The following is a 19,851-nucleotide window of genomic DNA, read 5'->3' on the forward strand; positions in this document are numbered from 1 at the left end:
CGATCAGCTCGGACTGTCGCGGCGGATGCGGGCCGCCAGCCACAGATCGAAGCGATCGTCGCCGTCCTCCGGGCGCCGACCGGTCAGCCGCATCGCCTTGTCCACCCGATTGCGCACGGTGTGCCGATGCACGTCCAGCCGGCGACTCGTCTCGTCCCAGGACCCGCCGGTCTCCAGCCAGGTGGCCAGCGTCGCCGCCAATTCGCCGCTCGGATCGGCCGCGTCGATCGGCCCCAGCACCGCGTCCGCGTAGCCGGCCAACGTGCGGGCGTCGGCCAGGCCGAGCAGCAGTCTGCTCGCGGTGCCGTGCCGGGCCTCCACCGGTTGCCCGGCGGCCCGGCTCACCGCGAGCAGGCTGCGTGCCTGGCGGATCGAGGCCCCGGCCGCCTCCGCCGCGCCGGCCGGCCCGATGCCCGCCGGCCGGCCGGGCGCGAACCGGCCCAGCACCGCCCGTACGTCCAGTTCCGCACCCAACACCGCCTCCACCGCGCCGCCGGCCACCCGGACCAGACCGCCGGGCACAGCCAACGCCAGGTCGGCGGCGAGTTCGGCGGCGTCGGCCTGCGCGCCGTCCGCGCCCGCCGGGTCCACCCGCGCCGGGTCGGCGGCCGGTCCCACCACCACCCCCCGCACCTCGTCCGCCGCCAGCCCCGCGGCGGCCAGCACGTCACGTGCCTGCTCGGCGGTGGTCCCCGGGGCGAGCAGCCGGCCCAGCAGCGCGGCCCGCCGCCGGCGCACCGGCTCGTCGGCCAGATGCCGGCGCTCCAACTCCAGCGACAGCAGCGACACCAGGCCGGACACCAGCAGCCGGGCCGCCGACTCGACCGGACCGGCCAGGACCAACAGCCCGCGCAGCCGCCGGGCGCCCAACGGCTGCACCTCGAACCGCAACCCCCGCGCGTCGCTGCTGCTGCCGCTGCCGTGCAGGCCCCGCGCGGCCACCCGGCGAAGCAGGTCGCCACTCGCCGCCAGCAGCGCCACCGCGTCCGCCGACCCGTCGGCCCCAGGTGCCTCCGGCGGCCCGGCCAGACTGTCCGCGACCAGGCGGCCCACCGGGTCGGCGACGATCGCGTCCACCCCCGTCGCCGCCCGCCAGGCGCGCAGCGTGGCCAGCACGCCGTTGCCGGAGGCCGCCGCGATGGTCAGCCGGCGCTGCGCCTCGAACGCGTGCTCCAAGGCCAACCGCTGTCGGGCGGCCCGGGCCTCGAACACCGCCTTGGTGACCGCGATGAACGGCACCTCGTCCGGCACGGTCAACAACGGCAGGCCGGCCGCCCGCGCCGCCCGGATCAGCGGCTCCGGGGCCCGCTGGTGCGGCAGCTCCCGGCCCAGGCCCAGCACCAGGGCGCACGCACCCGCGTCCGCGACGTCACGTACATACGCGGTGCAGTCCGCGTCGGTCATCGGCAGCAGCAGGCCGATCGTCATCAGCAGCTCGCCGCCCTGGAGCCAGTGGCCCGGGGTGAGCAGCTCGGACACGTGCGCGGCCTCGACCCGCCGATCCAGGTGTTCGGCCCCGGCGGCGACCGCCAGGTGCAGGTCGGGCAGGGCGACCAGGTCGGCGATCCGCAACACGCCGGAGAAATCGGGCATCGCGGACCGGTCGGACGGCGCGGCGGGTGGAGTCGTCGACGGGGACATGGACATAGTGTCCACCCATCAGGATCAGATTCGACATGATATCGATCGTTTACGGTTGTTAACCGGGCGTACCTTCAAGCGTCATCCCACCGAACCACGCGTCGCCTCACCGGCCGTCGTCCCCGACGCGTCGACCGCACAGGACGCAGGACCGCAGGAGAGCCCATGGACGCCACCAGGCCACCGCGCGCGGCCCCCGCCACCGGCAGCTCCGCCGCCCGCGCCGCCGTCCCCGCGGCGCCCGGTCCCGCCGCCGGCCGCGGAGCCGACACCGCTGTGCGATCCGACGCCGGCGGGCGCCCCGGCGGCGTGGCCATCGAGACCCGCTCGATCGACTACGTCCCGGCCCGGGAGCGGCACGGCAAGGTGTGGCACCAGGGTCCGTTCTGGTTCACCGGCAACTTCGTGCTCACCACGATGGTCACCGGGTTCATCGGACCCGCCCTGGGTCTGGGGCTGGGCTGGTCGGTGTTGGCCGTGGTGCTGGGCGCCTGCTTCGGCACCTTCTTCATGGCCTTCCACGCCAACCAGGGCCCGCGGATGGGCCTGCCGCAGATGATCCAGTCGCGCGCCCAGTTCGGCATCCGCGGCGCGATCGTGCCCTTCGTCGCGGTCGTCTTCGTCTACGTCGGCTTCAACGTGTTCAACGTGGTGCTGGCCACCGAGGGCCTGCAGACCGTGCTGCCCGGCGGCTCGACGTTGTGGTACGCGGTGCTGATCTCGATCGCGATCGTGCTCGCCGTGGTCGGCCACGACCTGCTGCACCTGGTCCAGCGCTGGCTGACGTACGCGCTGATCGCCGTCTTCGGCGTGCTCAGCATCGGTGCGATGGTCAACCTCGACGTGGCCACGCCCGCCACCGGTGGCGGCATGTCCTGGACGGCCTTCCTGGTGGTCTTCTCCGGCGCGGCCGGCTACCAGATCAGCTACGCCGTCTACGTCTCGGACTACTCCCGCTACCTGCCCGCCGACGTGCCCGCCCGCAAGGTGATCTGGTGGACGTACGCGGGCGCCGCCGGCTCGGCCGCCTGGCTCATGTCGCTGGGCGCACTGCTCGCGTCCGCGCTGCCGGACCCGAACGCGATCGACGCGGTCCGCAAGGTGGGCAACGACATCATGCCCGGCTTCGGCACCTTCGCCGTGCTGGTCTCCTCGCTCGCGCTGATCAGCATCATGGCGGTGAACGCGTACGGCGCGATGCTCACCACCACCAGCGCGATCGACGCCTTCCGGCCGGTTCGGCCGACGGTGCGCGTCCGGGTGGCCGGGATCGTGGCGATCGAGGCGATCGTCTTCGTGGTCGCGATCGTGCTCCCGGACGACTACCTGGGCAGCTTCAACGACTTCGTGCTCATGATGCTCTACTTCCTGATCCCGTGGACCGCGGTGAATCTGGTCGACTTCTACCTGGTGCGTCGCGGGCACTACGCGGTGACCGCGATCTTCGACCCGCGCGGCATCTACGGCCGCTGGTCCTGGCGCGGACTGACCGCCTACACGGTCGGCTTCGCCGCGATGATCCCGTTCTTCAAGACCAGCTTCTTCACCGGCCCGGTGGCCGACGCACTCGACGGCGCGGACCTGTCCTTCGTGGTCGGGCTGCTGGTCGGCGGCGCGCTGTACGCGTGGCTGTGCCGTGACCTGGACCTGACCGCCGAACGCGCCGCCGAACGCGCGAGCGAGGCCGAACTGGAAGGCGCGGACGCGCCGTCGGGGGTGTGAGATGACCGAGACGGTGGTCGCCTGCGCGCAACTCGCGCTGTCCGTGGGCGACGTGGCGGGCAATCGCCGGGCCGCGCTGGCCGCGATCGAACGCGCCGCGGCGGCCGGAGCCGACGTGCTGGTCCTGCCCGAACTGGTCAACAGCGGCTACGTGATGCGCGACGCGGCCGAGGCGGCGGCGCTCGCCGAGCCGGTCGACGGGCCGACCGTGACCGGCTGGGTCGAGGCGGCCCGGCGGCACGACCTGATCGTGGTCGGCGGCTTCGCCGAGCGGGACGCCGACGGGGCGATCCGCAACTCGGCGGTGCTGGTCGACCCGAGCGGCGTGCGGGCTTGCTACCGCAAGGCACATCTGTGGGGCCGGGAGGCGGAACTGTTCGTCCCCGGACACGAGTTGCCACCCGTGGTGGACACCGCGGCGGGGCGGATCGCGGTGTTGGTCTGTTACGACGTGGAGTTCCCCGAGTGGGTGCGCACCGCGACACTGCGCCACGCGGATCTGCTGTGCGCGCCGGTGAACTGGCCGTTCGCGCCCAGGCCCGCCGACGAGCGGCCCGCGGAGGACATCCGGGTGCAGGCGAACGCCGCAGTGAACCGGGTGTTCATCGCCGCGTGCGATCGCGCCGGACCCGAACGCGGCACCTCGTGGGTCGGCGGCTCGATCATCGTCGACCCGGACGGCTTCCCGCTCGCCGGGCCACCCGCCGAGGACGCCGAACACCTGCTGCTCGCCCGCTGCCGACTCGCCGACGCGCGGGACAAGCGGATCGGCGCACACAACGACGTGTTCGCCGACCGCAGGCCCGAGCTGTACGGGCCGATCCTGACGCCGCCGGCCGACCCGGCCGCCGCGTCGCACGCGCGGGCCGCCGACGCGGGGGAGCGCGCCGCCGACCCGACCCTTGCCTCGAACGACCGCACCACCACCGAAAGGACCGAGCGATGACCGGCGCTCCGCAGGGCCCCATCGACGCCACCCGCGTACCGCGTTTCGCGGGACCCACCACCTTCGCGCGGCTGCCGCGTGCCGACGAGGTCGAGCACGTGGACGTCGCGGTGGTCGGGGTCCCCTTCGACAGCGGCGTCAGCTACCGACCCGGCGCCCGGTTCGGCCCCGCGCACGTGCGGGCCTCCTCCAAGCTGCTGCGGCCCTACAACCCGGCCCTGGACGTCTCGCCGTTCGCCGAACAGCAGGTCGCCGACGCGGGCGACATCGCGGTCAACCCGTTCGACATCGCCGCCGCGATCGCCGACCTGGAGCAGGCCGCCCGGGGGTTCGCCGCCCGCGGCACCCGGTTGCTGACCATCGGCGGCGACCACACCATCGCGCTGCCGCTGCTGCGCGCGGTGGCCGCCGAGCACGGCCCGGTCGCGGTGGTGCACTTCGACGCGCACCTGGACACGTGGGACACCTACTTCGGCGAGCCGTACACGCACGGCACGCCGTTCCGCCGGGCGTCCGAGGAGGGCCTGCTGGACCCGGCCCGCTGCCTGCACGTGGGCATCCGCGGACCGCTGTACGGGCCCGACGACCTGCGTGAGGACGGCGTGTTGGGCTTCCAGGTCGTGCACAGCGACGACTATCAGGACGCCACGGTGGCCTCGGTGGTGGAGCGCATGCGCCGCCGACTGGGCACCGGTCCGGTCTACGTCTCGGTGGACATCGACGTGCTCGACCCGGCCCACGCGCCCGGTACCGGGACGCCGGAGGCGGGTGGTCTGACCAGCCGCGAACTGCTCAACACGCTGCGCGGACTGGTCGGCCTGGACGTGGTCGGCGCGGACATCGTCGAGGTCGCGCCCGCCTACGACCACGCGGAATTGACCGGCATCGCCGCCGCGCACGTGGGCTACGAACTGTTGTCCGTGCTGGCCCGCAACCGCCGCGACGGCCTGCCCGACTGAGCGCACGCCACCACCACCGGGCCGCATCCGTCGCACGGGTGCGCGGCGACCGCTCACGGGGGCGGTCGCCGCGCGGGATATCTTCGTGAACGTCGCGGCCGGTGGGTCGCGGGGGAACTCGAAGGTATGCGGCAGCAGGAAAGGGACGGCACCGGATGCAATACGTGAAGCTCGGCAGCACGGGGTTGGACGTTTCGCGGATCAGCCTCGGCTGCATGAGCTACGGCGTGCCGGAACGCGGTACACACCCGTGGACGTTGCCCGAGGAGGCGTCCCGACCGCTGATCCGGCAGGCCGTCGAGGCGGGCATCAACTTCTTCGACACGGCCAACGTCTATTCCGACGGCACCAGCGAGGAGATCGTCGGCCGCGCCCTGAAGGACTTCGCCCGGCGCGACGAGATCGTGATCGCGACCAAGCTCAACGGTCGGATGCGGCCCGGACCCAACGCGGCCGGGCTGTCCCGCAAGGCCGTGCTGACCGAGATCGACAACTCCCTGCGCCGGCTGGGCACGGACTACGTGGACCTCTACCAGATCCACCGCTGGGACGCGGCGACCCCGATCGAGGAGACGCTCGAAGCGCTGCACGACGTGGTCAAGGCGGGCAAGGCGCGTTACATCGGGGCCTCCTCGATGTACGCCTGGCAGTTCGCCAAGGCCCAGTACACCGCCGAGCGGCACGGCTGGACCAGGTTCGTCTCGATGCAGAACCACCTCAACCTGCTCTACCGCGAGGAGGAGCGGGAGATGATGCCGCTGTGCGCCGACCAGGGGGTGGGCGTGATCCCGTGGAGCCCGCTGGCCCGGGGCCGACTCACCCGCGACTGGGGCGCGGACAGCGCGCGCAGCGAGACCGACGACTTCGGGAAGACCCTGTACGGCGAGGCGGATCGCCCGATCGTCGAAGCGGTCGCCGAGATCGCCGAGGAGCGTGGGGTCTCCCGCGCCCGGATCGCCCTGGCCTGGCTCGCCGATCGTCCCGGCGTGACCGCCCCGATCATCGGCGCTACCAAGCCCGGCCACATCGAGGACGCGGTGGCCGCCCTTTCCATCACCCTCACCGACCCCGAAACCAGCCGCCTGGAAAGCCCCTACACGCCCCGCCCGATCGCAGGCTTCGCCTGACCCGCGCCACCGTCGCCGTACGGGGCGTCGAAGGGAGCACCCCGGCCTCGTGCCGGGGCAATCTTCACAAAACCTCCCCCCGTGCGGCTTCGGTCGGGCGGGGTGGGCTGGTTTGCTGACGGCATGATCCGGATCATCCGCAACGCCGCCTACCGCCTGTACGCCGGTCGCCTGCGCGCCGGTCTCGCCAAGGACACGCTCCCGAATCACGTCGCCCTGGTGATCGACGGCAACCGCCGGTGGGCCCGGGCGATGGGCTTCGAGAACCCGAGCGTGGGGCACCGACGCGGGGCCGAACACGTACACGAGGTCCTGGGCTGGTGCGAGGAGTTGGGCATCACCCGGGCCACCGTCTTCCTGGCCTCGACGGACAACCTGCGCAAACGTCCGGCAGGCGAGGTCGACTACCTGGCCCGGGTGATCGAGGAGGTCGTGGTCGGCGGGGTGACCGAGCCGGGCAACGTCTGGCGCCTGCACCCGGCGGGCCGACTCGACGCCCTGCCGGACTCGACCCGGGACGCGCTCAAGCTCGCGGCGGACGTCACCGGCACCCGCACGGCCGGCTTCGAGTTGACCGTCGCGGTCGGGTACGACGGGCGGGACGAGATCGTCGACGCGATCCGCTCGTTGCTGGACCACGAGGCACGCGCGGGTGCGACCCTGGACGACGTCGCGAGCCGGTTCACCGCCGACGACATCGCCGCCCACCTGTACACCGGCGGCCGGCCCGACCCGGACCTGGTGATCCGCACCAGCGGCGAAATGCGCATGTCCGGCTTCCTCCTCTGGCAGGCCGCCTACTCGGAGCTCTACTTCTGCGACCTGAACTGGCCCGCCTTCCGCAAGATCGACTTCCTCCGCGCACTGCGCGCCTACAGCGCCCGCACCCGCAGATTCGGCCGCTGATCGCCGGCACACGAGGCACCGGCATCCACCGGCGGGCCCGCCGCCGGCCGTTCCCGCGGTAGGGCCGCCGGCGGGAACTCCGTTGTGTGGCACGGGAGGTGGGGATGTGGGGGCGGGTGTAACAGTCGGGGTACGGAGTAGGGGGGCGCGGGGTCGGGGCGGGCGGGGTGGATACGCTGCTGTGCGCGGGTCGTCCCGCGCGTGCGTCGGATCCGATCGGGGGGAAACGTGTCGGATGAGTGGCGAGTGCCGTCGAGTGGTGGGGTCGACGACTGGCCGGAGGAACCGGAGGCGTGGGCGCCTACCGGTATCGATGTGGGTGTGCCCAGCGTCGCACGGGTCTACGACGCGATATTGGGCGGTAAGGACCACTTCGCCGTGGATCGGGTGATCGCCGACAAGGCGATGGCCGCGATGCCCAATGCCCGGGTCGGCGCCAGGCTGAACCGGGCGGTCCTCGAACGCGGTGTGCGGTACATGGCCGAGTGCGGCATCGACCAATTCCTGGACCTGGGCTCGGGGTTGCCGACCGTGCGCAACACCCACGAGGTGGCCCGGGAGCACAACCCCGAGGCACGCGTCGTCTACGTCGACAACGACCCGATCGTACTCGCGCACGGGCGCGCACTGTTGGCCGAGAACGACCGTACCCGGGTGGTGACCGCCGACGTGCGCGATGCCCGGGACGTGCTCTCCCGACCGGAGGTCGCCGAACTCCTGGACCTGGAGCGGCCGGTGGGGCTGCTCCTGCTGGCGGTGCTGCACCATCTCGCGGACGAGGACGACCCGGCCGGACTGGTCCGGGCCTACCGCGAGGCGTTGGCCCCGGGAAGCTTCGTGTTCATTACGCACTTCAGTGATGCCACGCCCGAGGGGCGGGAGTTGGAGCGGCTGTTCCTGTCCACCCTGGGCAGCGGGCGGTTCCGCAGCCGGGAGACGATCGAGAGTTTCTTCGAGGGCACCGAACCGGTCGAGCCGGGCGTGGTCTTCCTGCCGCACTGGCGCCCGGACACGCCGGTACGGGACGAATCGGCGTACGCGGGCCTGACCATGCTAGGCGGTTTGGGCCGCGTGCCGGACGGGCGTCGGGGGCGGGCTCACAGCCGGTCGTAGATGTCCACGAGTCGCCCCAGCACGTCCGAGGCCGTGTCGACGGCGTCGGTGTCCGGGTGGCCGAGGCTCGTGTGCAGGGCGTCCAGCAGGAACGCCTTGCGTTCCTCGTGGCGACGCCGGCCGGTGTCGGTCAGGGCCACCACAGCCGGGAGCCGGCCCGACACGCGAACACCCCGCCGAGGGCCGTGGCCTCGGCGGGGTGTGCTCGGCTCGGGTCGGCGGTCAATCGTTGCGGTGCGCGAACGCGTAACTGCACTGGGCGTTGAAGTCGCCTTCGATCTGGTTTCGCATGAGCCGGCGCTGAGCGAGGGTGGTCTGCGCGTTGATGTTGCAGAAGTTGTTGTCCTGCCCGCGGACGTAGGCACTACCGAAACCGAACCAGACACCGGCCTCGCTGCCGAAGTGAATGTTGACGATCAGCTCGACCCCGCCCATCGGAATCCGGATCGCCTTGGTGGTCAAGGAGGCCCGGTCCTCCCAGTGGATGTCGAAGGAGTTCGGCGCCGCCGCGTACGCGGCCAGCCGAGCCGCCGCGGTGATCACCGGTGCGGGCGCGGGCGCAGGCGGCGGGGGCGGCGGAGGCGGGGGCGGCGGCGGAGGCGGTGCCGGTGCCTGCACGGGCGCGGACGACGAACTCGACGAACCCGATGAACCCGACGAGCTGGACGAGCTGGACGAGCTCGACGACGAAGAACCACCGCCACCGCTGCCGGATCCCCCGCCACCCTTGTCCGGTGTGCTCATGAACATCCCCTCCCCTGGGCGTGTTCACCATGATGTATCCCGAAGTGTCCATCCCGATTCGCCCCCGCGCCAGACTTCTCGGTGGTTGGCTGCCGCGACCCGGCAGCGGCCGAAACGGCCGTACCGCCGCCCGGTGGGACCCGGACGGCGGTACGGAACGAGCCTCGACGTGCGTCGAGTTGCGGCTGTCGTGCTACTTGAGCCCGTTGTCGAGCGCGGTGATCAGCGCTCCGTTCGCGGTATCCCCGGACATCTCCCAAATCATCGCGCCGAGTAGATTCTTGGATTTCAGGTAGGCGGTCTTCTTGGCGATCGACCAGGCGTCGTCGAACGTCCACCACTGGCCGCCGGCTCCGGTGTAGCCGTAGGTCGAGACGGATTGTTCGTCGTGGTAGACGGTCAGATTGGGCACACTGGCAAGCAGGTTCGAGTAGCCCCTGGTGCCGGCCTCCTCGGCGAACTGGCCGGGCGCCGCGCCACCCGCCGACTGCCATTCACCGTGCGCGCCGCCGTCGGCGACGGCCTGCCAACCTCGGCCGTAGAACGGGAAACCGATGGTGAGCTTGCGCGGATTGACCCCGGCGTCGGTGTAGATCTTCACCGCGTCGTCGATGCTGAAGTGGGTCGGGTAGGGGTCCTGCGCGTCGGTGTACAGATTGGCCTGATCACCGGTGCGGTTGGGCTCCCACGAGTTGTCGCTGCCCGCGCCGTGGAAGTCGTAGCCCTGGACGTTGGCCACGTCCAGGTAGTCGAAGATCTTCGAGGTGTCCCAGCCCTGGTTCACCTTGACCGGGTCGGCCGGGGTGAACGCGGTAAGCAGCTTGCGCGGCCCGGCCGTTGCGTCGAGCTGTTTGCGGAACTCGGCGAGCAGCAGGGTCAGGTTCTGCTTGTCGTTGACGTTGTAGTGGTTGCCGGCGTGGCCGTCGGGCGAGCCGGGCCACTCCCAGTCCACGTCGATCCCGTCGAAGATGCCGGCGCCGGTGCCCGGCCCGCCCGCGCCGTTGTAGACCGGCAGGTCGCCCTTGATCCAGATGTCGATGCAGGACTTGACCAGCTTCTGCCGGGACGCCTCGGTGGCCGCCGCGTCCGAGAAGAACTTGGAGTACGTCCAGCCGCCGAGCGAGACCACCACCTTCAAGTGCGGGTACTTCGCCTTGAGTTGCTTGAGCTGGTTGAAGTTGCCGCGCAACTTGGCCCAGCCGTCGTCGGCCACCCCGTTCACCGACTGCGCGGCCGACATCGGCCGGGCGTAGTCGGCGTCCGCGTCGCCCGCGCCGGTGCCCTGGTCGGGGTCCTGCGGGTTGGCGGTGGTGCCCTTGGTGACGCCGGCCATGCAGGTCAGGTTGACCGGATCGATGTTCTCGAACGCGTAGTTGATCACGTCGAGCTTGGCCGCCGAGCCGGAGGTGTCCAGGTTCTTGACGAAGTACTGCCGGCCGTAGATGCCCCACTGCACGAAGTAGCCGACCCGCAGGTTCTTGCCGGCGCCGGCGATGTCGTCGGTGGTGACGTCGAGCGCGTTGGAGGCGGGCGAGGAATTGTCCGCCGCGTCCCGGGCCTTGACCGTGAAGGTGTACTTGGTGACCGGGGACAGGGCCTCGATCGTGGCCGTCGTGGTGCCGGCCGGGACGGTCTTGGCCAGGGTTCCGTCGCGATAGACGTCGTACGCGGCCACGCCGACGTTGTCGGTCGACGCGTTCCAGGCCAGCGCGACGGTGGAGGAGGTCTTGCCGGTGCTGCGCAGGGTGCCGGGGGCGGTCGGCGGAGTCGGATCGCTCGCCGGGTCCACGGTGGTCACCGTGGCGGGTGGGCCGAGCGGTCCGAGGTTGCCCCGGGTGTCCTTGGCCCGGACCGCGTAGGTGTACGCGGTGGCCGGGGTGAGGCCGGTGAGGGTGGCCGAGGCGGTCGGCACGGTCGCGACCGTGGCGCCGCCCGAGACCACTTCGTAGCCGGCCACCGGGTAGTCGCCGCCGGTCGCGGCGGTCCAGCCGAGTGCGATCGAGTGGGCGGTGACGGTGGTGGCGTGCGGGGCGCCGGGCGCGCTGGGCGGGACGTCGGGCGAGCCGTCGCACTTGTCGCCGTTGACCGTGCAGTGCGTGGGCGGCCCGGCCGGGCCGTTGCCGACGAACCAGTAGCTGAACGGGTCGGTGCTGCCGCCCGCCGCGACGGTCCCGTTGTAGTAGGCGTTCTTGACCGAGACATGGCTGCCGGTCACCGTGGCGTCGCCGTAGTAGTTGCCGGTCACGGTGACGCCGGCCGGCAGGTCGAACTCCAATTGCCAGCCGGTCACGGCGGCGGTGCCGCCGTTGTGCACGACGTAAGTGCCCTTCCACCACGAGCCGTTGTCCTGGATGGAGAACGTCGCGGTGAGCTTCCCGGCGGCCTGGGCGGCGCCGGCGTGCAGGCCGGTGAGCACGGCCAGGGGCAGGACGAGGACGGCGAGCAGGGCAACGGCCCGGCTCCGGAATCTGTTGCGGAAGCGGAATCCGCGCTTGTGAGGGGACATGGCTCTCTCCCTGTGTGCGTGGAACAGGGCGGTACGGAACCGTGCACGCGCGCGCCTCACCGGGGTGATCGCGGTCGGCGAATGGGGACATCGACCGCGACCAGGAAGCAGTCGCATAGCGAATTGGTCTGGACCAAAACGCCTATTGGAAGGTAATTGGTCTGGACCAGGACGTCAATAGTTGATGTTCGCCGGACGAATCGCCGCCCATCCGCCCGGATCCACCGGGTCGATGCGGGTGTCGGCCACCTGTACTCCGAGCGTATGGACGCGGCGTAGACGCCGAGCGCGTATTCACCCGGCATGAGCGTTCCTCTCACCTTGCTGGGCCTGCTGGAGCGAGAGCCCAGTCACGGCTACGACCTCAAGCGGGACTACGACACGTTTTTCGGCCGCGGCAAGCCGCTGGCCTTCGGCCAGGTCTACGCCACGATGGGGCGACTGTCCGGGACGGCAAAGTGGTGGTGAACGAGTCGGAGGCCGGCTCCGGCCCGGACCGCGCCCGGGAGCCGGGTGGTTGCACTACCGTGCTGTCCGGCGGGGTGGACGGATGATCGAGAACGGAAGCGGATCGTTGAGCGAGGAAGAACCGAATCGGCGGCCCGACTCCGACGCGGCGGACGGGGGGCACGCGGAGGACGTGGTCGAGGCGCGGACCCTGGCCCGACACGAGCTGCGCACCGAGCCGCACCCCGACCGGGCCGACCCGCCCCCCGACACCGGCGCCGCGCCCGACGACGACGCAGTGCTCGCGTGGTGTACCTGCCTGCTGTGGCGCTCCCGCCTGCCCTGGTCCGCGCCCGAACACCGCCGCGCGTTCGACGAACACCTGGCCCAAGTCCGCCGCGCCGCGGCGATCCTGCCCGCGGCCCTGCTCGACGGTCGCTACGCGTTCCTGCCGTGCGCCGACGAGGACGCCGCCCTCGCGGTCGCCGCGACCTGGGTCGACCTGGGCAGCGCCCGCAGCCGGTTGTTCCTGGACGGCAGCGTCGTGGTGATCGCCTTCGCCGACGTACAGTTCCCCACCGAGGTCGCCCTGTGGGCGCTGCGCCACGACCACACCGACGCCTCCGCCGTATACCTCCTGCACGCCCTGGAGTACGCGGCCGGGCCGCGCCCACCACGGTGAGGGCCCGGCCGACGCGTCGACGATCGGTCGTGGATCAGATCGAGCCGGCCATCCGGCGGACCGCCTCGGCGACGATGTCCGGGTGGGTGCCCAGATTGAACCGGGCGTGCCCCGCGCCGCCGGTGCCGAAGTCGGTGCCGCAGGTCAGCGCGACCCGACCGTGTTCGAGGAAGTGCGCCGCCGGGCGGTCGCCCAGGCCCAGTTCGCGGCAGTCCAACCAGGCCAGGTAGGTGCTCTCGGCCGGGGTGTACCGCACGCCCGGCAACTGCTCGGCGAGCAACCCGGCCAGCAACCGCCGGTTCTCGGCCAGCCCGGCCAGCAGTGCGTCGAGCCAGGCCACGCCGTCGCGCAGGGCCGCGGTGTGCGCGATCACCCCGACGTGGCTGGGGCCGTCCGCCACCTCGATCGGCAGCCGGGCCAGGTCGGCGGCGGCGGCCGGACCGGCCACGGCGAGCGCGGCCTTGAGGCCGGCCAGGTTCCAGCCCTTGGACGCGGACATCAGCGACAGGCCGCTCTCGGCGCCGGGTACGCGCAGGTACGGCACGAACACGTCGGGCGGGGCGAGCGGCGCGTGGATCTCGTCCACCACCACCCGTACCCCGTACTCGGCGGCCAGCGCGGCCACGGTGGCCAGTTCCGCCTCGGTGTGCACGGTGCCGGTCGGGTTGTGCGGGCTGCACAGCAGGTAGGCGACCCGCTCCCCGCTCGCGGTCGCGGTGCGGAAGGCCGCTTCCAGGGCCTCGAAATCGATCCGTCGATCCACGCCGAGCGGCGCCTCGACGATCCGCCGGTCCAGGTTCGTGACGAACATGAAGAACGGCGGGTAGACCGGCGAGTTGACGATCACTCGGCCGCCGGGGTCGGTGACCAGCTTGAGCATCTCGACGACGCCGAGCATCACGTCCGGCACGATCGCGGTGCGCTCCACGGCCAGGGTCTGCCAGCCCCAGCGCTCGGCCGCGAAGTCGGCCAGGGCTCGGGCGTAGCCGGTGCCCGACGCGTATCCGGTGTCGCCCAGGCGCACCGCGTCGATGATCGCCTGGGCCACCGGCTCGGCCAGATGTACGTCCATCTCGGCCACCCACACCGGGAGCACGTCCGCCGGGTAGGCCCGCCACTTCTCGCTGGTGCGTTGCCGCAGCACGTCGAGCGTGAGCGCGCGCAACGGGTTGTCGATGTCGGATATGTGCTTCGGCAGGCTCTCCATGCGTCTCACCCTAGGCGACCCGTCCGGCGAGGCCGGAGAACGCCGCATCGGCTGCCGCGGGCGCGCACCGACCGGATTTCGGCCGGGGAATCGGGCTGTGGCGTCACCGCGTCACCGGCCGATCACACGCCGATCGCAAGCCGCCTCCGCGCCGGTCGATCCGGGCACGAATCGCGTTCGCGTGCGGTCGGATCGGGGGATATGCCCGCCGATGTCGGTACGGGCCGGCAGGATGCTCGGTGTCCGGCTGCGTGCCGGGCATCGGGGTGCGGGGGTACCGGATGGCCGAACGTTCATTCGTCGAGTTCGTGCGTACGGCGACGGGGTCGCCGCCGTACGCCTACCAGGAGACGCTGGCCCGCGACGAGTTGCCGCAGGCGCTGTGCGCGCCGACCGGCTGCGGGAAGACGGTCGCGGCCGTACTGCCCTGGCTGTGGCGGCGGTTGGCGCATCCCAAACGCGCGGTGCGCCGGGCCACGCCCGGCCGGTTGGTCTACGTGCTGCCGCAACGTTCGTCGACCGAGTACACCCGTCGGGTCGTCGTCGAGTGGATCGAGCGCCTCGGCCACAGTGCGGACGTCGACGTGCACGTGTTGTCCGTCGGGGCCGAACCCGAGGCCGACGACTGGCAGGTGCGGCCCGCCCGCCCGGCCGTCCTGGTCGGCACCCAGGACGCGGTGTTGTCCAGGCTGCTGATGCGCGGTCGGGGCGAAGGGCGGTCGTCCTGGCCGCTGTCCTTCGGGTTGCTGCACGCCGGCTCCCAGTTCGTCTTCGACGAGTCGCACCTGATGGGCACGGGCCTGGAGACCTCCGCTCAACTCCAGGGCCTACGCGACGAGTTGGGCACCGTCGGTGGCTCGTCCACGATGTGGATGTCGGCGCTCGGCGACGCGACCCGACTGGGCACCCCGGACCATCCGACGGTCGCCCGGATGGTGAACGCACTCGACCTGCCGGTCGGGACCGAGTTGGCCCGGCGGCTGGAGGCGACCCGCACCGTCGAGTTCGCGCCGATGCCCACCGACGCCGAGTCCTATCCGGACGCGGTGGCCGCGGAGTTGCTCCGCCGGCACCGCCCCGGGACACGGACGCTGGCGATCCTGAACACGGACGAACGCGCCTGCGCGGTCCGGGCGGCGCTGGCCCGGATGGTGGCCGGCCGGGCGGCCGCGCCCGAACTGATCGGCCTGCACGCGCTGCTGCGCCCGGCCGAACGTGCCGTCCTGGTCGAACGATCGGCCCGGGAGCCGGCCGCGGCCGGCCGCATCGTGGTGGCCACCCAGGTCGTGGAGGCCGGCGTCGAGATCACCTCGCGGGTGCTGCTGACCGAAGTGGCCTCGTGGCCGGCCCTGGTCCAGCGGGCCGGGCGCTGCAATCGGGACGGCCGCGAGCCGGACGCGCGACTGTTGTGGACGTGGCCGCCCACGGACGGGGCCGGCGGGGCGCACCACGCACCGTACTCGGAGCCGGAACTGCGCCGCACCGCAAGGGTGTTGATCGGTCTGGAGGGGTGCGCGGTGACCGGCACCCGGTTGGCGCGGACACCGATAGGCGCGGACACGCCGGTTCGGCACGTGTTGCGGCGCGGGGATCTGCTGCGCCTGTTCGATACGCTGCCGGGCGTCGATGCCGAGGTGGGCGAGGGCGCCGACGAGGTGGCCCGATGGGTTCGCGACGATGCCGATCCGCACGTCGCCGTGACCTGGCGGCACTGGCCGAACGGCCGTCCCCGGGACCGCGAACCGTACCCGCGTCGGGTGGAGATCTGTCCGGCGCCGGCGAGCGAGGTGGCTCGCGCGGCGGCCCGCCGGCCGGACCGGTGGTGGACCCTGGATCGCACCGGCGGCTGCCGACCGTTGACGGCGGACGACCTGCGGCCGGGGGCGGTGGTGCTGGCCGACGCCGCCGCGGGTTGCTACGACGTGGCGTCGGGCTGGGGGTTGCACCACCCCGGTCCGGTGCCGGTCGTGCCACTCGACGACGAGCCGGGCGCGGCCGAGGAATCGGCGGTGCCGTGCGCGGAGCGCTGGATCGACCTGCCTCGACACCTGGCCGATGTCGAGCGTGACGTGCGGCTGGTGGCCCGGGAGTTGGCCGAGACCGGCTTCGTGATCCCCGGACACCTGGTCGAATCGGCGGCTGTCGCCGGGCGGTACCACGACGTGGGCAAGGCGCACGCCGCGTTCCAGGCGATGTTGTGCGACGACTGCCCGCCCGGGGCCGAACCGCCGGGCCCGGGCCCGTGGGCGAAATCCGGCCACGACCAGGGGCGGCACTCGCGCGCCCACTTCCGACACGAACTGGTCTCCGCACTCGCCCTCTTGCACCCGGACGTACACCTGCTGAACGACGCGGCGGACGCCGAACTGATCACCTACCTGGTGGCCGCCCACCACGGCAAGGTCCGGGTATCGGTGCGGCCGATGCCGGACGAGGCCGAACGCACCGTGCCGCGCGTGCTCGGCGTCGAGGTCGGCGACCGGCTCGGCCCGGTCGAACTGCCCGGCGACCGGTGGGTGCCGGCCATCGTGCTGGACCCCACCGTGCTCTTCGCCGACGGCGTCGGGGACGGCCGCCGGAGCCCGGCCGGCGTCGCGGACGCCGCCCGCGCGGGTGTCGTGCCCGGTCCCGGTGCCGAGGTCCGGTCGACGGCCTGGACCGAGCGGGTTCTGCGGCTGCGCGACGCTCCGGGCATGGGCCCCTTCCGACTCGCCTTCCTGGAAGCCCTGGTCCGCATCGCGGACCGCCGCGCCGGCCGCTCCTACCTCCTGCCGGCCACATCCCCCTGACCGCCGAGCCGAGCCGAACCGCCGCCCGCCGCCCCTGCCATGCGCTTCGAACGCCCGTTGCCCGTCCGATCCGGGGTGCCATCGCGCCGCTGCGCCACCCGACCATCCCCTGGCTGCTCGCGTGCTGCCGCCGCTGGTGCGCCGCACCCGCCGGCCACCCGGCCGGTGAGGGCGCCCGCCGACCGGAAGATGCGTGGTCATAGCATGCATTCGACCGTGAACCGGAAGGAGCGTCACTCGTGCGCAGGATCCTGATCGTCGGCGCCGGCCACTCCGGGCTTCAGCTCGCGTTGGGGCTCCAGGACCGAGGCTACGACGTCACCGTGATGACCGAGCGCACGCCGGAGGAGATTCGGGCCGGCCGGGTCAGCTCGACCCAGATGATGTTCCCCTCGCAACTGGCCCTGGAGGCCGCCCAGGGCCTGGACCTGTGGGACGACCAGGTGCCCAAGCTGGCCTCCACCGGGTTCACCATCCCCGGCCCGGACGGCGTGCCGTTCGTCGACTGGCTCGGCGACATGGGCGGCTCGGAGTCGGTCGACCAGCGGGTGAAGATGTCCACCTGGCTGGAACTGTTCGCGCGCCGCGGCGGGCATCTGGTGCTGCATCCGGTCTCGGTCGGCGACATCGACTGGTACAGCCGGAATTACGACCTCGTCGTCGTCGCGGCCGGCAAGGGCGAACTGGTCACCATGTTCGACCGCGACCACGAGCGCTCGGTGCACACCGTGCCGCAGCGACACCTGGCGGTGTCCTACGTGCACGGCGTCACGCCCCGCCCGGAGGTCGGCCTGCAGGCGGTGCACCTGAACGTGATCCCCGGCCTGGGCGAGCTGTACTACCTGCCCGGCCTCACGCTGTCCGGACCGTGCGAGATCATCCTGGTCGAGGCGATCCCCGGCGGCCCGTTCGACCGCTTCACCGGCGTCCGCGATCCGCAGGAACACTGGGCGTCCACACTGGAGTTGATCCGCACCTACGCGCCCTGGGACTACGAGCGCACCCGGGCCGCCGAGTTGACCGACGCACTGGGTGTGCTCAGCGGCGCCTTCACCCCGGTGGTACGCCGACCGGTGGCCGAACTGCCCTCGGGTGGCCTCGCGTTGGGCATCGCCGACGTGGTGGTGGCGAACGACCCGATCACCGGCCAGGGCGCCAACAGTGCGGCCCGGGCGGCGGCGGTCCACCTGGACGCGATCGTCGAGCACGGCGACAAGCCGTTCGACCGGGACTGGATGCAGGACACCTTCGAGCGGTTCTGGGCGTACGCCCGGCACTCGGTGAAGTTCACCACCGCGCTGCTCGCGCCGCCGCCCGAGCACGTGGTGCGATTGCTGGCGGCCGGCAACGAGTACCAAGAGGTCGCCGATCGCGTGGCCCGAGCCATCGACACCCCGGCCGACTTCGAGAACTTCCTGTACGAGCCGGACCGGACGGACGCCTATCTGCGCGAGGTCGCCGCGCGGGCCTGATCCGGCGGATCCTGCTCGGCACCGGCCTCGGCCGGCCGGCCGACCCGCGCGAAGCGCATGCCCCGGTCCCGGACCGTGCCGTGTCGCAGCATCAGCATGTCGCGCGGATAGTTCTCGTGCAGCCGCCACGGGGTGGCCGACCCCTGCTTGGGCAACGACGCGGAACCGCGCTGCACGTACCCCGATTCGAGGTCGAGCAGCGGCTCCAGCGGCATGTCGGCCGAGGGAGCCTGCGGTATGCACACGTGCTGGTCGTGTGCGTCCATGTGGTTCAGCAGTCGGCAGACGTACTCGCCGACCAGGTCGCACTTGAGCGTCCAGGAGGCGTTGGTGTAGCCGATCGCGAACGCGAAGTTGGGCACGCCGGAGAGCATCATGCCCTTGTAGGCCACGGTTTCGGATGGTTCGACCGGGGTCTCGTCCACGCGCAGCGTGATGCCGCCGAGGATGCGCAGGTTCAGTCCGGTCGCGGACACCACGATGTCGGCGGGCAGTTCGGTGCCGGACGCCAGGCACACGCCCGTCTCGGTGAAGCCGGCGATCGTGTCGGTGACGATCGAGGCGCGTTCGCCGTGCAGGGCGGTGAACAGGTCGCCGTCCGGGACGAAACACATGCGCTGGTCCCATGGGTCGTAGCGGGGCGCGAAGTGGGTGTCCACGTCGTACCCTTCGGGCAGTCGGCGGATCGCGCCCCGGCGCAGCACCGACTTCATCAGCGTGGGCGCGCGGCGCGAGAGGTGGAAGGCGAGCATGGCCATGCCGATGCTCTTGGCCCGGATCAGCGCGTACGCGGTCCGATCCGGCAACACCCGGCGCAATCGCGCACCCGTCGCGTCGCGTCTGGACAACGCCATGACGTAGCCGGGCGAGCGCTGGAGCATGGTCACGTGCGCCGCGGTGCGGGCCAGCGTCGGGACCAGGGTGACGGCGGTCGCGCCGCTCCCGATCACCACCACCCGACGGTCCGCGTGGTCCAGGTCCTCGGGCCACGCCTGCGGGTGCACCACCGGCCCGGCGAAGTTCTCGATGCCGGGGAACTCGGGTGTGTAGCCCTGGTCGTAGCGGAAGTAGCCGGTGCACCCGAACAGGAACGAGCAGGTCAGCTCCACGGTCTCGGTCGCGCCGTCGCGGTCGCCGGCGCCGTCCGCACCTTGCGTCCGCACCGCCCGAACCGTCCACCGGCCCGTTTCGCCGGACCACGCGGCGTCCACCACCCGGTGACCGAAGCGCACCAGTCGGTCCACGCCGTGCTCACGCGCGGTGTCCCGGATGTACTCCCGGATCACCGCGCCCTCGGCGATCGAATCACCGGCGGCCCACGGGCGGAAGGAGTAGCCCAGGGTGTGCATGTCCGAGTCCGAGCGGATGCCGGGATAGCGGAACAGATCCCAGGTCCCGCCGATCGCCTCGCGGCCCTCCAGAATCAGCACCGACCTGCCCGGCGAGCGCCGCCGCAGGTGGCAGGCGGCGCCGATGCCCGCGATGCCGGCACCGACGATCAGGACGTCGACGTGTTCCATGACCCTGCGCCAACCCCCATCCCACAGTCACCCACCACACACAGCCCCGAGACACGCAACCCAACCCCCG

16 protein-coding genes are annotated in these 19,851 nt (G+C 72.0%); 10 read left to right on the forward strand and 6 right to left on the reverse strand.

Going from position 1 to position 19,851, the window contains the following annotated elements; genetic code table 11:
- Nucleotides 1–3: 3 nt before the first annotated feature.
- Nucleotides 4–1,641 (reverse strand): PucR family transcriptional regulator, encoded by a 1,638-nt coding sequence (locus ACH4U8_RS29670; RefSeq protein ID WP_395781350.1) that lies wholly within the window; start codon nucleotides 1,639–1,641, stop codon nucleotides 4–6.
- A 165-nt stretch (nucleotides 1,642–1,806) separates the two neighbouring features.
- Between ACH4U8_RS29670 and ACH4U8_RS29675 the strand changes: the two genes are divergently transcribed.
- The 6 genes from ACH4U8_RS29675 (at nucleotide 1,807) to ACH4U8_RS29700 (ending at nucleotide 8,414) form a co-directional block, all read left to right on the forward strand.
- Complete coding sequence (locus ACH4U8_RS29675) at nucleotides 1,807–3,363, forward strand: cytosine permease (protein ID WP_360321393.1); 1,557 nt, start codon at nucleotides 1,807–1,809, stop codon at nucleotides 3,361–3,363.
- Between the two features lies 1 nt (nucleotide 3,364).
- A complete protein-coding gene (locus ACH4U8_RS29680; protein ID WP_360321396.1) occupies nucleotides 3,365–4,309 on the forward strand; it encodes a nitrilase-related carbon-nitrogen hydrolase in 945 nt (314 codons plus the stop codon).
- Complete coding sequence (gene speB / locus ACH4U8_RS29685) at nucleotides 4,306–5,268, forward strand: agmatinase (RefSeq protein ID WP_395781352.1); 963 nt, start codon at nucleotides 4,306–4,308, stop codon at nucleotides 5,266–5,268. The genes ACH4U8_RS29680 and speB overlap by 4 nt, the downstream gene beginning before the upstream one ends.
- A gap of 155 nt (nucleotides 5,269–5,423) precedes the next feature.
- Nucleotides 5,424–6,395, forward strand: coding sequence for an aldo/keto reductase (locus ACH4U8_RS29690; protein WP_360321402.1), 972 nt, complete (start codon nucleotides 5,424–5,426; stop codon nucleotides 6,393–6,395).
- Nucleotides 6,396–6,518: 123 nt separating this feature from the next.
- Nucleotides 6,519–7,301: a polyprenyl diphosphate synthase gene (gene uppS / locus ACH4U8_RS29695; RefSeq protein WP_395781354.1), complete on the forward strand. Its 783-nt coding sequence runs from the start codon at nucleotides 6,519–6,521 to the stop codon at nucleotides 7,299–7,301.
- Between the two features lie 228 nt (nucleotides 7,302–7,529).
- Nucleotides 7,530–8,414 carry an SAM-dependent methyltransferase gene (locus tag ACH4U8_RS29700; RefSeq protein WP_395781356.1) on the forward strand — a complete coding sequence of 295 codons (885 nt, stop codon included), beginning with the start codon at nucleotides 7,530–7,532 and terminating at the stop codon, nucleotides 8,412–8,414.
- Here the strand turns inward: ACH4U8_RS29700 and ACH4U8_RS29705 are convergent.
- The 3 genes from ACH4U8_RS29705 to ACH4U8_RS29715 all read right to left on the reverse strand — a co-directional run bounded on the left by ACH4U8_RS29705 (nucleotide 8,399) and on the right by ACH4U8_RS29715 (nucleotide 11,664).
- Nucleotides 8,399–8,578 carry a hypothetical protein gene (locus ACH4U8_RS29705; protein WP_395781358.1) on the reverse strand — a complete coding sequence of 60 codons (180 nt, stop codon included), beginning with the start codon at nucleotides 8,576–8,578 and terminating at the stop codon, nucleotides 8,399–8,401. The genes ACH4U8_RS29700 and ACH4U8_RS29705 overlap by 16 nt on opposite strands.
- A gap of 58 nt (nucleotides 8,579–8,636) precedes the next feature.
- The gene (locus ACH4U8_RS29710; protein WP_360324335.1) at nucleotides 8,637–8,957 is read right to left on the reverse strand and encodes a hypothetical protein; all 321 of its coding nucleotides are present in this window, start codon (nucleotides 8,955–8,957) and stop codon (nucleotides 8,637–8,639) included.
- Between the two features lie 394 nt (nucleotides 8,958–9,351).
- Entirely contained in the window at nucleotides 9,352–11,664 is a 2,313-nt protein-coding gene (locus ACH4U8_RS29715; RefSeq protein WP_360324333.1) for a glycosyl hydrolase family 18 protein, read from the reverse strand.
- Nucleotides 11,665–11,967: 303 nt separating this feature from the next.
- Between ACH4U8_RS29715 and ACH4U8_RS29720 the strand changes: the two genes are divergently transcribed.
- The gene (locus ACH4U8_RS29720; RefSeq protein ID WP_395781360.1) at nucleotides 11,968–12,132 is read left to right on the forward strand and encodes a PadR family transcriptional regulator; all 165 of its coding nucleotides are present in this window, start codon (nucleotides 11,968–11,970) and stop codon (nucleotides 12,130–12,132) included.
- 82 nt (nucleotides 12,133–12,214) lie between these two features.
- Nucleotides 12,215–12,793, forward strand: coding sequence for a hypothetical protein (locus ACH4U8_RS29725; protein ID WP_360324329.1), 579 nt, complete (start codon nucleotides 12,215–12,217; stop codon nucleotides 12,791–12,793).
- 34 nt (nucleotides 12,794–12,827) lie between these two features.
- Here ACH4U8_RS29725 and ACH4U8_RS29730 read toward each other — a convergent pair whose 3' ends face one another.
- Entirely contained in the window at nucleotides 12,828–14,000 is a 1,173-nt protein-coding gene (locus ACH4U8_RS29730; RefSeq protein ID WP_395781362.1) for a MalY/PatB family protein, read from the reverse strand.
- Between the two features lie 281 nt (nucleotides 14,001–14,281).
- Here ACH4U8_RS29730 and ACH4U8_RS29735 point away from each other — a divergent pair, with 281 nt between their 5' ends.
- Together ACH4U8_RS29735 and ACH4U8_RS29740 are read left to right on the forward strand one after the other, a co-directional pair.
- A complete protein-coding gene (locus ACH4U8_RS29735) occupies nucleotides 14,282–16,789 on the forward strand; it encodes a CRISPR-associated endonuclease Cas3'' (protein WP_395781364.1) in 2,508 nt (835 codons plus the stop codon).
- A gap of 239 nt (nucleotides 16,790–17,028) precedes the next feature.
- On the forward strand, nucleotides 17,029–18,261 hold the full coding sequence (locus ACH4U8_RS29740; protein WP_395781366.1) for a styrene monooxygenase/indole monooxygenase family protein: 1,233 nt from the start codon (nucleotides 17,029–17,031) through the stop codon (nucleotides 18,259–18,261).
- Here ACH4U8_RS29740 and ACH4U8_RS29745 read toward each other — a convergent pair.
- The gene (locus ACH4U8_RS29745; RefSeq protein ID WP_395781368.1) at nucleotides 18,231–19,781 is read right to left on the reverse strand and encodes a flavin-containing monooxygenase; all 1,551 of its coding nucleotides are present in this window, start codon (nucleotides 19,779–19,781) and stop codon (nucleotides 18,231–18,233) included. The genes ACH4U8_RS29740 and ACH4U8_RS29745 overlap by 31 nt on opposite strands.
- Nucleotides 19,782–19,851: the final 70 nt, after the last annotated feature.

This window comes from Embleya sp. NPDC020886, from assembly GCF_044333915.1.
Classification (GTDB): Bacteria; Actinomycetota; Actinomycetes; order Streptomycetales; family Streptomycetaceae; genus Embleya.

Coding starts and splice junctions, on each gene's coding strand:
- ACH4U8_RS29720 (WP_395781360.1), top strand. CDS start 11,968: ATGAGCGTTCCTCTCACCTTGCTGGGCCTGCTGGAGCGAGAGCCCAGT.
- ACH4U8_RS29670 (WP_395781350.1), bottom strand. CDS start 1,641: ATGTCCCCGTCGACGACTCCACCCGCCGCGCCGTCCGACCGGTCCGCG.
- ACH4U8_RS29715 (WP_360324333.1), bottom strand. CDS start 11,664: ATGTCCCCTCACAAGCGCGGATTCCGCTTCCGCAACAGATTCCGGAGC.
- ACH4U8_RS29725 (WP_360324329.1), top strand. CDS start 12,215: ATGATCGAGAACGGAAGCGGATCGTTGAGCGAGGAAGAACCGAATCGG.
- ACH4U8_RS29690 (WP_360321402.1), top strand. CDS start 5,424: ATGCAATACGTGAAGCTCGGCAGCACGGGGTTGGACGTTTCGCGGATC.
- ACH4U8_RS29730 (WP_395781362.1), bottom strand. CDS start 14,000: ATGGAGAGCCTGCCGAAGCACATATCCGACATCGACAACCCGTTGCGC.
- uppS (WP_395781354.1), top strand. CDS start 6,519: ATGATCCGGATCATCCGCAACGCCGCCTACCGCCTGTACGCCGGTCGC.
- ACH4U8_RS29675 (WP_360321393.1), top strand. CDS start 1,807: ATGGACGCCACCAGGCCACCGCGCGCGGCCCCCGCCACCGGCAGCTCC.
- speB (WP_395781352.1), top strand. CDS start 4,306: ATGACCGGCGCTCCGCAGGGCCCCATCGACGCCACCCGCGTACCGCGT.
- ACH4U8_RS29680 (WP_360321396.1), top strand. CDS start 3,365: ATGACCGAGACGGTGGTCGCCTGCGCGCAACTCGCGCTGTCCGTGGGC.
- ACH4U8_RS29735 (WP_395781364.1), top strand. CDS start 14,282: ATGGCCGAACGTTCATTCGTCGAGTTCGTGCGTACGGCGACGGGGTCG.
- ACH4U8_RS29745 (WP_395781368.1), bottom strand. CDS start 19,781: ATGGAACACGTCGACGTCCTGATCGTCGGTGCCGGCATCGCGGGCATC.